The sequence below is a fragment of the Arthrobacter sp. zg-Y877 genome (genome assembly GCF_030373105.1).
Classification (GTDB): Bacteria; Actinomycetota; Actinomycetes; order Actinomycetales; family Micrococcaceae; genus Arthrobacter_B.
Genome location: NZ_JAUCPU010000004.1, coordinates 24814 through 37267 on the forward strand (window position 1 = coordinate 24814; position 12454 = coordinate 37267).

General features: G+C 67.3%; 14 protein-coding genes. 8 read left to right on the forward strand and 6 right to left on the reverse strand.

The window, feature by feature from the left end:
* Positions 1-82: 82 nt before the first annotated feature.
* The 3 genes from QNO03_RS10625 to tmk all read right to left on the reverse strand — a co-directional run bounded on the left by QNO03_RS10625 (position 83) and on the right by tmk (position 3485).
* Complete coding sequence (locus QNO03_RS10625; protein WP_289603300.1) at positions 83-1636, reverse strand: alpha/beta hydrolase; 1554 nt, start codon at positions 1634-1636, stop codon at positions 83-85.
* Between the two features lie 62 nt (positions 1637-1698).
* Positions 1699-2841 (reverse strand): DNA polymerase III subunit delta', encoded by a 1143-nt coding sequence (locus QNO03_RS10630; protein ID WP_289603301.1) that lies wholly within the window; start codon positions 2839-2841, stop codon positions 1699-1701.
* Positions 2838-3485 carry a dTMP kinase gene (gene tmk, locus QNO03_RS10635; RefSeq protein ID WP_289603302.1) on the reverse strand — a complete coding sequence of 216 codons (648 nt, stop codon included), beginning with the start codon at positions 3483-3485 and terminating at the stop codon, positions 2838-2840. Before tmk ends, QNO03_RS10630 begins: the two co-directional genes overlap by 4 nt.
* A 127-nt stretch (positions 3486-3612) precedes the next feature.
* Between tmk and QNO03_RS10640 the strand changes: the two genes are divergently transcribed.
* Both QNO03_RS10640 and QNO03_RS10645 read left to right on the forward strand, forming a co-directional pair.
* The gene (locus tag QNO03_RS10640; protein WP_289603303.1) at positions 3613-4758 is read left to right on the forward strand and encodes a trans-sulfuration enzyme family protein; all 1146 of its coding nucleotides are present in this window, start codon (positions 3613-3615) and stop codon (positions 4756-4758) included.
* An 18-nt stretch (positions 4759-4776) separates the two neighbouring features.
* The gene (locus QNO03_RS10645; protein ID WP_229950986.1) at positions 4777-5100 is read left to right on the forward strand and encodes a DUF2516 family protein; all 324 of its coding nucleotides are present in this window, start codon (positions 4777-4779) and stop codon (positions 5098-5100) included.
* A 156-nt stretch (positions 5101-5256) separates the two neighbouring features.
* On the opposite strand, the gene QNO03_RS10650 is transcribed toward QNO03_RS10645, so the two are convergent.
* Positions 5257-5979 (reverse strand): class I SAM-dependent methyltransferase, encoded by a 723-nt coding sequence (locus QNO03_RS10650; protein ID WP_289603304.1) that lies wholly within the window; start codon positions 5977-5979, stop codon positions 5257-5259.
* A gap of 194 nt (positions 5980-6173) precedes the next feature.
* Between QNO03_RS10650 and QNO03_RS10655 the strand changes: the two genes are divergently transcribed.
* On the forward strand, positions 6174-6926 hold the full coding sequence (locus tag QNO03_RS10655; RefSeq protein WP_229950888.1) for a phosphoglyceromutase: 753 nt from the start codon (positions 6174-6176) through the stop codon (positions 6924-6926).
* A 92-nt stretch (positions 6927-7018) separates the two neighbouring features.
* Here the strand turns inward: QNO03_RS10655 and phoU are convergent, their stop codons facing one another.
* Positions 7019-7681 (reverse strand): phosphate signaling complex protein PhoU, encoded by a 663-nt coding sequence (gene phoU, locus QNO03_RS10660; protein ID WP_229950887.1) that lies wholly within the window; start codon positions 7679-7681, stop codon positions 7019-7021.
* A 208-nt stretch (positions 7682-7889) separates the two neighbouring features.
* Between phoU and QNO03_RS10665 the strand changes: the two genes are divergently transcribed.
* The gene (locus QNO03_RS10665) at positions 7890-9050 is read left to right on the forward strand and encodes a sensor histidine kinase (RefSeq protein WP_229950885.1); all 1161 of its coding nucleotides are present in this window, start codon (positions 7890-7892) and stop codon (positions 9048-9050) included.
* A complete protein-coding gene (locus QNO03_RS10670; protein WP_229950883.1) occupies positions 9047-9727 on the forward strand; it encodes a response regulator in 681 nt (226 codons plus the stop codon). Before QNO03_RS10665 ends, QNO03_RS10670 begins: the two co-directional genes overlap by 4 nt.
* A gap of 75 nt (positions 9728-9802) precedes the next feature.
* Here the strand turns inward: QNO03_RS10670 and QNO03_RS10675 are convergent, their stop codons facing one another.
* On the reverse strand, positions 9803-10345 hold the full coding sequence (locus QNO03_RS10675) for a hypothetical protein (RefSeq protein WP_289603305.1): 543 nt from the start codon (positions 10343-10345) through the stop codon (positions 9803-9805).
* A 256-nt stretch (positions 10346-10601) separates the two neighbouring features.
* On the opposite strand from QNO03_RS10675, the gene QNO03_RS10680 reads away from it, so the two are divergent.
* The 3 genes from QNO03_RS10680 to ispF all read left to right on the forward strand — a co-directional run bounded on the left by QNO03_RS10680 (position 10602) and on the right by ispF (position 12429).
* A complete protein-coding gene (locus tag QNO03_RS10680) occupies positions 10602-11084 on the forward strand; it encodes a CarD family transcriptional regulator (RefSeq protein ID WP_066300159.1) in 483 nt (160 codons plus the stop codon).
* Positions 11085-11171: 87 nt separating this feature from the next.
* Complete coding sequence (gene ispD / locus QNO03_RS10685; protein ID WP_289603306.1) at positions 11172-11930, forward strand: 2-C-methyl-D-erythritol 4-phosphate cytidylyltransferase; 759 nt, start codon at positions 11172-11174, stop codon at positions 11928-11930.
* Between the two features lies 1 nt (position 11931).
* Entirely contained in the window at positions 11932-12429 is a 498-nt protein-coding gene (gene ispF, locus QNO03_RS10690; protein WP_289603307.1) for a 2-C-methyl-D-erythritol 2,4-cyclodiphosphate synthase, read from the forward strand.
* The last annotated feature ends 25 nt before the right edge of the window (positions 12430-12454 follow it).

The window sequence follows — 12454 nt, forward strand, 5'->3', positions numbered from 1 at the left end:
CCGGTTACGGCCAGAATCCACAAGGAACTACTTTATACGTCCCGGGGGTGCGGGTCAAAATGGCGGCCGCAGTCGGAGCTCATCAGCAGACCGTGTTGTCCTTGGGCACGGTTCCGTCGATGAAGTAATCGTCCACGGTGTCTTCGATGCACTGGCTGCCGCGCCCATACGCCGTGTGTCCTTCGCCCTCCCAGGTCACCAGCACCGCGGATTCCAGCTGTGCCGCGAGCGCTTCCGACCATTCATACGGGGTGGCGGGATCGCCGGTGGTTCCGATCACGAGCAGGTCCGCCGCGCCGGAGGCCTTGATGGGGTGCGGTTCATTCACGGGTCCGTGCGGCCACGCCTCGCAGGTGACGCCGCCGTAGGCGAGGTATTTGCCGATGGTGGGGGACGCCGCCGCCAGCTCCAGGGCGTCGGCTGCCATCTGTGCGTCGTCGCTGACCATGGGGTAATCGAGGCAGTTGACCGCGTTGAAGGCCACGGTGCTGTTGGACCGGTAGGTGCCGTCTTCGGCGCGGTCCGCGCTGATGTCCGCCAGGCGGAGCATGTACGTCGGGTCGCCCTGCAGGGCGCTCTCCAGTGCCTGCGACAGCACCGGCCAGTTCGCGTCGTCGTACAACGGGAGGATGAAGCCGCTGACAAAGGTGGAGACGGTGACCAGGCGGCCGTCGCCCGCCGTCATCGGGCGGGCCTCGACCGAGGCCAGGAGTTCCTGGATGGCCGCGACGCCGTCGTCGGCGCTGCCGTCGAGCGGGCAGCCGCTGCCGGCCACACAGTCCTCGACGTAGGCGCGGATGGCCTTTTCGAAGGCCCGGGCCTGGCCGAGCGTGATGTCCTCGTTGCTGGAGGAGGGGTCGAGGGCGCCGTCGAGCACCAACCGGCCCACCTTCTCCGGGAAAAGCTCGGCATACGTGGCGCCCAGATAGGTGCCGTAGGAGAAGCCGAGGTAGTTCAGCTTCTCATCACCCCCAACCGCCCGCAGGATGTCCATGTCGCGGGCAGCGCTGGCCGTGTCGACAAACCCGAGGAGTTCGCCGGTCTCGGCCGCGCAGGCATCCGCGAACTCCTTCGCACTCAGCCGTGAGGCAGCCAGGCCCTCCGGGGTGCTTGCATCGATGTATTCAGCCCGGGCCTCATCCATCTCCTGATCGCTCAGGCACTTTACCGGTGTGGACCGGCCGACGCCGCGCGGATCGAACCCGAGCAGGTTGAAGTTATCCCGCAGCCGGTCGCTGGTGATGCTTTCCATGGACTGGCTGACGGCGTCGTAACCGGATCCGCCGGGACCGCCGGGATTGATCAGGACCGTGCCCCGGGCGTCCCCGTCCGCCTCCGCCATGATCACTGACAGCTCCACTGTTCCTGCGCCCGGGTCGGCATAGTTCATGGGCACGGTGACGGTGGCGCAGCGGAAGTCGCCCTCGCAGCCGGTCCAGTCGACGTCCTGGCTGTAGAACTCCCGCAGCTCGCCGGGGACGTCGCCAATGACATCGGCTGCTGCAGTGCTGGCGGAGTCTCCGCCGTCGTTCTCGTCAGTGCCCGGTGCGGAGGTGCAGCCGGAGGCCAGCAGCAGCACCGAAGCGGCGGCGGCGGCCAGCCGTGGAAAACGGCGGCGGGCGGTGGCGGTGGTCATGCTGACTCCTGGAGCGGCTTGCGGATCGGACCGGCCGGGCCGGCGGAAGGACGGCTGCGGCATTACAGCAGGCTCACTGCCATGGCTTCGATGGCCAGCAGCGGCGCCACATTGGTGGTCACCAGGCGGCGGCGCACGGTGTTGATCTCCTCCATGCGCATCAGCGTCTGTTCCGGGGAGCCGTAGGCCGCGAACTCGTCCAGCTCCCGGCGGAGTCCCTCATTGACCAGGGGGCCGGAGCTGCCCAGCTGGATCATCAGCACGTCCCGGTAGAAGGAGAGCAGGTCCGTCAGCGCACGGTCGAAGTAATCGTTCTTGGAGCGCTTGGCCCGGCGGACCTGGTCCTCCTCCAGGCGTTTCACCTGGCTGCGGAGCGACGGCGGCAGGGTCCCGCCTGCGGGCGCGCCCAGGGACGCGAGCAGCGCTTCCTTCTCCGCAGCGTCCCGCTGTTCAAAGGAACTGGCGGCTTCCGCTTCGGCCAGGGCCACGAGATCGGCCGCGGCCTTCATGGCACCGGAGACATTCCGCAGCGACAAGGGCAGCCGCACAATGCTCTCGCGGCGCTGGCGTGCGCCGTCGTCGGTGGCCAGGCGCTTGGCGACGCCGATGTGGCTCTGCGCGGCCCGCGCCGCGTGCAGCGCGACAGCCGGGTCGATGCCGTCACGCCGGACCAGGAGATCGGCGACATCCTCAACCGGCGGCAGCCGCAGCCCCACGGGACGGCAGCGGGAACGGATGGTGACGAGGACGTCACCCGGGCTGGGCGCGCAGAGCAGCCAGATGGTCCGGGGCGGCGGCTCTTCGATGGCTTTGAGCAGCACGTTGGTGCTGCGTTCCTGCATCCGGTCGGCGTCCTCCACGATGATGACGCGCCACCGGCCGGTGGACGGCTTGTCCTGGGCCTTGCGGACCAGGTCACGGGCCTCGTCGATGCTGATGGTGACCTTCTCCGTGGTCACGGACATCACGTCGGCGTGTGAACCGGCCAGTACCGTCCGGCAGGCCTTGCATTCGCCGCAGCCGCGGAGCGCCGGGTCCTGCTGTTCACAGACCAGCGCGGCGGCAAAGGCGCGGGCGGCATTGGAGCGGCCGGATCCGGGCGGGCCGGTGAAGAGCCAGGCATGGTTGGGCCGGGCATCGGAGGCACCGCGGCGCAGCTGCTCCACCACCGGATCCTGCCCCTGCAGGTCATCCCATACGCTCACGGCAGCAGCTTTTCCACACGCTGCAGGATGGTTTGCGCCAGTTCGTCCACCGGCCGGCCCGCGTCGAGCACCAGATACCGGTCGGGGGCAGCGGCGGCGGTTTCCAGGAACGCCCGGCGGATCTGCAGGTGGAAGGTATCCGGTTCGGATTCGAGCCGGTCCTCGGGGGCGTTGCCGGCCGTCCGCCGGTCCCTTCCGCGTTCGGGGTCGACGTCGAGCAGGACGGTGAGGTCCGGTTCCAGGCCTGACGTGGCCCAGGTGTTCAGGCTGCGCACCGCCTCGGTGCCCAGTCCCCGTCCGGCCCCCTGATAGGCGACGGAACTGTCGATGTAGCGGTCACAGACCACCACGGTCCCGGCGGTAAGTGCCGGCTCGATGACCTGCTGCACGTGCGCGGCCCGGGAGGCGGCAAAGATCAGCGCCTCGGTACGGGCATCGATGTCGCCGTTGCCGTGTTCAAGGACCAGTGCCCGCAGCTGCTCGCCGACGGGAGTTCCGCCGGGTTCGCGGGTACGCAGGACCGTCCGGCCGGTCTCCTGCAGCGCGGCCGCCAGCCGGCGGGCCTGAGTGGACTTCCCGGCGCCGTCTCCGCCTTCCATGGCAACGAACAGGCCGCGGGTTTCGGGGAGATTAGAATTGCTCACCCGCCTAGCCTACCCAGTTCGGTGGACCCGCACTGAGCCCTTCCACCGCCGCCCCGCCGCAGCCGCTGCCGGGGAGGGGAACAACACAGCGCGGCGGTGCTGCCGCCGGGAGTCTAGGCTGTTGCATATGAGCCATACCCCCGCGCATGGGCACCCCGTTTCTCCGGAGACCCTGGTGGTGTCCGCCGGCCGCCCGCCCCGCGAGCACGATGCCCCGGTGAATCCGCCCATCGTGCTGTCTTCGACCTATTTCGGCACCGGAACGCCCGTCCCGGGGGAGCGCGGCTATGGACGGTATTTGAACCCCACCTGGGATCCCTTCGAGCAGGCGCTGGCCGAGCTTGAGGGTGCGGAGCTGCCGGCACTGGTCTTCGCCTCCGGGCTGGCGTCCGTCATGGCCGCCCTGTCCCTGGTGCCGGCCGGCGGCGTGGTGGTGATGCCGCGTCACAGCTACCAGGGATCGCTGCTGCTCGCGGCCGAGGAGGCAGCGAACGGCCGGTTCTCCGTGCGGACAGTGGATATTGCCGAGACTGAAGAGGTGGTTGCGCAGCTCGACGGCGCGTCGATGCTGTGGGTGGAAAGCCCCACCAACCCCATGCTGGAAGTGGCGGACATCGCGGCGCTGGCAGACGCCGCGCACGCCGCCGGCGCCCTGGTGGTTGCGGACAACACGTTCTCGACGCCGCTGGTGACCCGTCCCCTGGACCTCGGCGCCGACGTCGTTGTCCACTCGGTAACCAAGTACCTGGCCGGACATTCCGACGTCGTCCTGGGCGCGGCCGTGACATCCGATCCCGGGCTCCGGGACCGCCTGCTCCGGTACCGCTCCCTGCATGGGGCGGTCGCGGGGCCGTTTGAGGTGTGGCTGGCTCTGCGGGGGCTGCGTACCCTGGCCCTGCGGATGGAGCGCTCGCAGGCCACCGCCGGGGAACTGGCCCGCAGGCTGCAGCACCTTCCCCAGGTGGAGCACGTGCGGTATCCGGGCCTGCCGGACGATCCCGGGCATGCCCGGGCCGCCGCGCAGATGTCCGGGTTCGGATCCATCCTCTGCATTGAGGTCGACGGCGGTGCAGCCGCGGCGGAGAAGGTTACCGAAGCCGTCGAGCTGTGGCTTCCGGCCACTTCGCTCGGCGGGGTCGAATCACTGATCGAACGGCGGCGCCGCCAGCCCGGGGAGCCGCACACCGTCCCGGAAGGGCTGCTGCGCCTTTCCGTCGGCATCGAGAATGTTGAGGACCTCTGGGGGGACCTTGAACAGGCACTTACACGGTAGGCTAGCGCTGTGGCCCTAATGATCCTGATTCAGTACTACCTCTACCTGGCCCTGGGCCTGGTAGCCCTCGGCATTGAACTGTGGGCACTCTTTGACTGTGCCCGGCGCAAGCCCGCCGATTTTGAGCGTGCCTACAAGCGGACCAAGGGATTCTGGCTGGGGCTCACGGGTGGGGCCGCGGCAGTTGGCGTGCTGTCCGCAGTGATCCCGTCGCTGAGCCTGATCCTGTTCCAGCTGGCCGCCGTCATCGCAGCGTGCGTCTACCTGGCGGATGTGAAGCCGGCCATCGGAAGCTCACGCGGCCGCGGCAACAGCAACCAGGGCCCGTACGGCCCCTGGTAACAGCTGCCAGCTACTGATTTTCGTCCGCCCCGGACCGGCCCGCAACGGCCGCCCCGGACCGGCCCGCAACGGCCGCCCCGGGGCGGATTGCTTTAACCGGGACGGATTGTTTTACCGCGCAGCGCAGGTCGCTGTGGACCAGGCGGTACACCCTGCCTACGAGGGCCGGACGGCCTCCCAGGCCACGGTGATTTCCCCCAGCCGCCAGCGGGACGGCCCGGTCAGCAGCGGCATTCCGTCCGCCTTCAAAGCGCCGCACATCGCCAGCCAGCGCTGCCGGTTCCCATAGGACGCCATCGGTGCGGCTTCCTCCCACGCCCGGTCCATGGCCTGTAGGAAGGCGTGGACCCGCTCCCCGGGAACGTTGCGGTGGATCAGCGCCTTGGGCAGGCGTTCGGCCACATCGGACGGGCGCTCGAAGGCCCCGAACCGCAGGGAAATGCTCAGCGACAGCGGACCGTCCGCGTCCAGCTCCACCCAGGTGGCACGGCGGCCGATTTCGTCGCAGGTGCCGTCCACGAATATCCCACCCGGTGCCAGCCGCGAGCAGACCATGTCCCAGTGGCGGGCATAATCCTCCTCCGCATATTGGCGCAGGACGTTGAAAGCGCGGACCATCACGGGCCGGCGCCCGTCGACCGGCAGCTCGAAGCCGCCCTGGCGGAAGCTCAGGCCGGAACGTTCCAGGGGCTTGGCCGCCAGGACGCGGGCCGGGTCGATTTCAATTCCCATCACTTCCACGTCTGCCCGCACCCGCCCGAGGCGGCCGTGGAGCTCGACGGCGGTGGTAGGCGCGGCGCCGTAGCCCAGATCCACGATCAATGGGTCGCCTGCCTGCCGCAGGCGCCATCGTGCCGGTCCTGCCAGCCAGCGGTCCACCCGTCGAAGCCGATTGGGGTTTGTAGTGCCCCTGGTCACAGTTCCTACGGGTTTAAGGGGCTTTTGCACCAGACAATGCTAGCTGGCGCTGAGGGATGCCCCTGCACGCAGTGCTCGGGGGAAACCCCGGGTGCGGCCCGGTCCACACCGGCTCCGCCCTCCCTGCCGGGTACGCTCTCCGATACCATGCTTATATGACCTACAAACTGATCCTTCTGCGCCACGGGCAGAGTGAATGGAATGAAAAGAACCTCTTCACGGGCTGGGTGGACGTGGATCTGACGGACCTCGGGCGTGCGGAAGCCCTCCGCGGGGGAGAGCTGCTGGTTGAGAACAACGTTCTCCCGGACATTCTCTACACCTCCCGGCTGCAGCGGGCCATCAACACCGCCAACCTGGCACTTGGTGCCGCCGACCGCATCTGGATCGACGTCAAGCGCAGCTGGCGCCTGAACGAGCGCCACTACGGTGCCCTGCAGGGCAAGGACAAGGCACAGACCCTGGCCGAATACGGTGAGGAGCAGTTCATGCTCTGGCGCCGTTCCTATGACACCCCGCCGCCGCCCCTGCCGGATGACAGCGAGTTCTCCCAGGCCCACGACCCCCGCTACGCGGACCTCGGGGCCGACGAACTGCCGCGGACGGAGTGCCTCAAGGACGTCCTGGAACGGTTCCTGCCCTACTGGGAGTCGGACATCTCCAAGGACATCCGCACCGGCAAGACCGTGATGATCGCCGCGCACGGCAACTCCCTGCGTGCCCTGGTCAAGCACCTGGACGGTATCAGCGACGCAGACATTGCCTCCGTGAACATCCCCACCGGCATCCCGCTGGTCTACGAACTGGATGAGGACCTCAAGCCGGTCAAGGCCGGCGGCACGTACCTCGATCCCGAGGCCGCCGCTGAATCCATCAAGGCCGTGGCGAACCAGGGCAAAAAGAAGTAGCGCCTGCGCCGGAGGGCTCCGGCCAGGGTTTTTACAAAGGAAAGGGCGGTCCCCCCAACGGGACCGCCCTTTCCTATGCCAGCCGGGTCCGGCTAGACGCCGCTTTCGGAGAGCGGGTGCCATTCACCCGTCACGAGGTAGTTGACCTTGCGCGTGACGGACACGGCGTGGTCCGCAAAACGCTCGAAGTAGCGGCTCGCCAGTGTCAGGTCCACCGTGCTGACCGCGGGAACGTTCCACTCCGGGGAGGCAATGGACTTGAAGACCCCGGCGTGCAGCTCATTGATCCGGCTGTTGGCGTCGTAGATGTCCTTGCTCATCTCCAGGTTCCGGGTCTCCAGCAGCTCGGTCAGCTGTTCGGAGATGCGGAGGTCCAGGCGCGCCATTTCCCGGAATGTTTCAACCATGTTGTCCGGGACCACGTTGGCGGGGTACCGCAGCCGGGCAAGCTGGGCGATATGCCGGGCCAGGTCACCCATGCGTTCAAGGGAGGCGCTCATCCGCAGCGATCCCACGATCATCCGCAGGTCGCTGGCGACGGGTCCCTGCAGGGCGAGGACATCGATGGCCCGCTCGTCCAGGTCATTCTGCAGGAAGTCGATCCTCGCATCGGCCGCGATGACATCCTGCGCGAGGTCGATGTCGGCCCCTTCGAAGGCGAGGGTGGCTTTCCGCATCGCCTCCGTTACGAGCTGGGATATCTGGGTCAGTTCTTCACCGATTTGGTGAAGCTCGGCCTGGAAAACCTTGCGCACTTAAAGGGTCCTCTCGAAAAGCGGGTGGGTCAGCTGCTGTGCGGGGCGGTCCGGCCGGGCCGGAAGGGCCGACCGGCATTGGCCGCTCCTGCAGGATGCCAGCCGGAGATGAACCGGCCGGACCCCTTAGATGAACGTTAGTTTAACGAATGATGCAAAGCCACCGGCTTTTCCTTCAACGGGTTACGGTCCGGCCTAAGCTATGAGGGTGAATCCTGTACTGCTGGCCTTGCTTGCCGGCGTCCTCGGCCTGGCTGTCGGTGCCTTCGGTGTCCTCGCCTACGTGGCCAGCCAGCGCCAGCGGCGGGAGTTGGCTGAAATCTCCGAGCCCGCCGTCCCGGAAGGCGCGGCCGAAGTCCTGGGTGTCATCGGACGGGCCTACATTGTTGCCGATGCCATCGACGGCGTCGTCCGGGCCAGTCCCGGCGCGTACGCCTTCGGCCTGGTGCGCGGGCACACCATCGTCAACGACCGGCTGCTGGATATCTGTGCCCGGGTCCGGCGCGACGGCGTCATCGAAGAGGCCCGCATGGAGCTTCCCCGGGGACCGCTCGGTGAAGGCTCCCTCATCCTCCAGGTCAGGGTGGCGACCGTGGGTGAGGAGTACGTCCTGGTCCTGGCCGATGACCGCACGGAGATGACCCGCACGGAGGAAGTCCGCAATGACTTCGTGGCGAATGTTTCCCACGAACTCAAGACGCCGGTGGGCGCTATCTCGCTGCTTTCCGAAGCGCTGGCCGATGCCGCCGGAGACGAGGACGCCGTCCGCCGGTTCGCCGGACGCATGCACCGGGAATCCGTGCGCCTCAGCGCCCTGGTGCAGGACATTATTGAACTCTCCCGGCTGCAGGGCACCGACATCGTGGACCGTGCCAGGCAGGTGGACCTGGACAGGGTCCTCGAGGATGCGGTCGAGGCCAACCGGCTCAATGCCGAGAACAAGAACATTGAAGTGCTCCTGCGCGGAAGTTCCGACGCCGCGGTTTACGGAGACGCCGCCATGCTCACCACCGCTTTCCGTAACCTCATCGACAACGCCATCCGGTACTCACCCGAGGGCAGCAGGGTGGGGATCGGACTGCAGTCCCGTAACGGCATGGCCCAGGTGGCCGTAACCGATCAGGGCCCCGGCATCGCCCCCGAGGAACAGGAACGGGTCTTTGAACGGTTTTACCGGATCGATTCCGCCCGTTCGCGGGACACCGGAGGAACCGGACTGGGACTGAGCATCGTCAAGCATGTGGTGGCCAACCACGGTGGGGAAGTGGACCTGTGGTCCCGTCCGGGGCATGGATCCACTTTCACCGTGCGGCTCCCGGAACTGGACCCTGCGGATATCCGCGAATCGAAGCAAGGAGTTACCGCTTGACCCGCATCCTGATAGTCGAGGACGAGGAGTCCTTCAGCGATCCCCTTTCCTATTTGCTGGGGAGGGAAGGGTTCGACGTTGCCGTAGTGGATAACGGTGCCGACGCCGTTGCCGCCTTTGAGCAGACCGGGGCTGACCTGATCCTGCTGGACCTGATGCTGCCGGGGATGTCGGGGACGGAAGTCTGCCGCCGGATCCGCCAGCGCTCGGACGTACCCGTCATCATGCTCACTGCCCGGGATGCGGAGATCGACAAGGTGGTGGGGCTCGAGATCGGTGCGGATGACTACGTCACTAAGCCGTACTCCGCGCGCGAACTGCTCGCCCGGGTCCGGGCGGTGCTGCGGCGCCGGGGCGAGGGCACGGATTTTGCCGGGGCGGCATTGGAAGCGGGGCCGGTGCGCATGGACGTTGACCGGCATGTGGTGCAGGTCAACGGCACCAGGGTCCCCTTCCCGCTGAAGGAGTTCGAGCTCCTGGAACTGCTGCTTCGGAACTCGGGCCGCGTCCTGACCCGGGGTCAGCTGATCGAACGGGTCTGGGGGGCGGACTACGTGGGGGATACCAAAACGCTGGATGTCCATGTCAAACGGCTACGGGCAAAAATCGAGGACAATTCCTCCGCGCCTCAGCATCTGGTGACCGTCCGCGGGCTGGGGTACAAGTTCGAGGCCTGACCGGAGCGCGGACGCAGAAGGGGGCCGGCGCCGCAGCGCCGACCCCCTTCGGGATCTTGAGGAAAGACCGGGCTGTCAGTGCCCCTCGGTGGCCCCGCCGGTCTCTTCAGCGGTGGCTGTTTCCGACGGCGGGGCGGTCGACCCTGCCGGCAGGTACGGCCGGTAGTCCGCCTGGTCGCCGTTGACAACGGGAATGTTCAGGGCGGTGGTCTCGCCGCTGAGCTTCAGCTGGGCGTCGATGCCGGTGCCGGGTTCGTCTTCAACGGTGGAGACGTTGACCTTGTCTTCGGACTCGTCTTCGAAGATCACCTTGTCACCGGCCGGCAGGCTCCAGGAGAGGGTGGAGCCGCCCACTGCAAGGGTGAATGCCTGGGTGTTGTCCGAGTCGTTGACTACTGTGCCGATCAGCCGGCCGGGCTCGCCGAATCCGTGGCTGACCACCAGGATGTTGCGCAGCTGGAGGTCTCCGACATCCTGCACGATCCCGTCGGAGGGGGAGTACTCACGGGTGGTTGCCTGCTCGTTCACAGCGCTGCAGCCAGCCGATCCCAGCATGGCCAGCGCGATGGCACCGGCCGCAGCGGTGCGCCCGACCCGGTTCTTGGGTGTGAATCTCACAGCACAAACTCCTGAAGTATTGCGGTCTACCGACCTGAGGCTATCTTTGCTGCCTAGCCTATCGGCAAAACACCGAAAAACTGGTTTTAACGGCCGGTTCGGGCAGGGGTGGGAGGACGGTGCCGGGACGCTTCGAATACCTGCGGAAGGCGGAATACTACCTACACCAAGGCCCATGCAGTACCTGACCTGCGAAAACTCTACTCGGCGTGTCGCAACTCTGATAAACTGAGGGCCGGGAAAGGGGAAAGACCACATGGTTTTTGAGGTTGGCGAAACAGTTGTTTATCCTCACCACGGTGCCGCGAAGATCGAAGAGATCAAGATGCGGACCATCAAGGGCGAAGAGAAAATGTATCTCAAGCTTAAGGTGGCACAGGGTGATCTGACCATAGAAGTACCGGCTGAGAACGTCGACCTCGTAGGGGTGCGCGATGTAGTGGGCAAGGAAGGTCTGGAGCACGTCTTTGACGTCCTGCGGGCCGAGCTCACCGAAGAGCCCACGAACTGGTCGCGCCGGTACAAGGCAAACCTGGAAAAGCTCGCGTCAGGTGATGTCGTCAAGGTAGCCGAGGTCGTCCGCGACCTCTGGCGCCGCGACCACGACCGCGGGCTGTCCGCAGGCGAGAAGCGAATGCTCGCCAAGGCACGCCAGATCCTTATTTCGGAACTGGCGCTTGCTGAGAAGACGGATGAAGACCAGGCGGCAGCTGTCCTCGACGAGGTTCTCGCGAGCTAGGCAGCATTTTTTGGTTCCTTCGATTGCCGGTCCCTCGGGGCCGGCAATTGTTGTTTGTGCACCATCCGCGGGCATTAGGGTGGAGCTGTGTCTCCCTCTTCTTCCCGCCCGCCGCGGATCGGCGTCGTCGTAGTAGCCGGAGGATCCGGCCAGCGGCTCGGTTACGGCATGCCCAAGGCCCAGGTGCCGCTTGCGGGTGAACCGATGCTTCTCCACACCCTGCGTGCCGTCCAGGCGGCGGACATCGCTTCGGCGATCGTGGTTGCCGTGCCGGCCGGCGACACCCTCATGCGCGGCATCTGTGCGGAGTTCGGGGCGGCGGTCCGTGCGGTCGACGGCGGTGCCACCCGGCCCGAATCCGTCCGCGCCGCCCTCGCGGTCCTGCCGGCGGACCTGGATGCCGTTCTGGTCCACGATGCCGCCCGTGCGTTGACCCCGCCGGAGGTGTTCCACCGTGTGGCGGCTGCGCTGGCAGCCGGTGCCACAGCAGTCATCCCCGCCGTACCCGTGGTGGACACGGTCAAGGACACCGCCCCCGTGCCGCAGGCAGAGAGTGCCGCGGCCGAACGCCGCGTAACCGGCACCCCGGACCGTGCCCGGCTCCGCGCCGTCCAGACCCCGCAGGGCTTCGATGCTGCCCTGCTGCGCCGGGCCCACCAGGCCGCCCTGTCCTTTGACCCCGCCGCTGCGGCAGCCGTCACCGACGATGCCATGCTCGTGGAGTCGCTGGGGGCCGAGGTCTATGTGGTCGAGGGCTCACAGCTGTCCCTGAAGATAACTACTCCGCTGGACCTGGTGCTCGCCGAAGCGATCCTGGCCGGCGGACACCACCGCCAGGAGAACTGACATGGCCCTGCCACGCACCGGAATCGGCGTAGACGTCCACGCCTTCGCCCCCGAAGACACGCCGCGCCCACTGTGGGTCGCCGGCCTGCATTGGGAAGGTGAACGCGGCCTGGCCGGCCATTCCGACGGCGATCCGGTGGCCCACGCCGCCGCGGACGCCCTGTTTTCGGCCGCAGGCCTGGGCGACCTGGGCACCCACTTCGGTACCGACCGGCCAGAATACGCCGGCGCCGCCGGTACCGTGCTGCTGCGGGAGGCTGCCCGCATCGTGCGGGCGGCGGGCTTCGAGATCGGTAACGTGGCGGTCCAGCTGATCGGCAACCGGCCCAAGTTCAGTCCCCGCCGGGCGGAGGCTGAAGCCGTCCTGAGCGAGGCGGCCGGCGCGCCCGTCAGCGTTTCGGCGACCACCACCGATTCCCTGGGCTTCACCGGCCGCGGCGAGGGGATCGCAGCCGTGGCCACCGCCGTCGTCGCTGCCGCCGGCACCCCCGCTGACTGACCGGACGCGGTTTCGGCTAGCCTAG

Coding starts and splice junctions, on each gene's coding strand:
- QNO03_RS10625 (WP_289603300.1), bottom strand. CDS start 1,636: ATGACCACCGCCACCGCCCGCCGCCGTTTTCCACGGCTGGCCGCCGCC.
- ispF (WP_289603307.1), top strand. CDS start 11,932: ATGGCCCTGCCACGCACCGGAATCGGCGTAGACGTCCACGCCTTCGCC.
- QNO03_RS10645 (WP_229950986.1), top strand. CDS start 4,777: ATGATCCTGATTCAGTACTACCTCTACCTGGCCCTGGGCCTGGTAGCC.
- QNO03_RS10655 (WP_229950888.1), top strand. CDS start 6,174: ATGACCTACAAACTGATCCTTCTGCGCCACGGGCAGAGTGAATGGAAT.
- QNO03_RS10640 (WP_289603303.1), top strand. CDS start 3,613: ATGAGCCATACCCCCGCGCATGGGCACCCCGTTTCTCCGGAGACCCTG.
- QNO03_RS10680 (WP_066300159.1), top strand. CDS start 10,602: ATGGTTTTTGAGGTTGGCGAAACAGTTGTTTATCCTCACCACGGTGCC.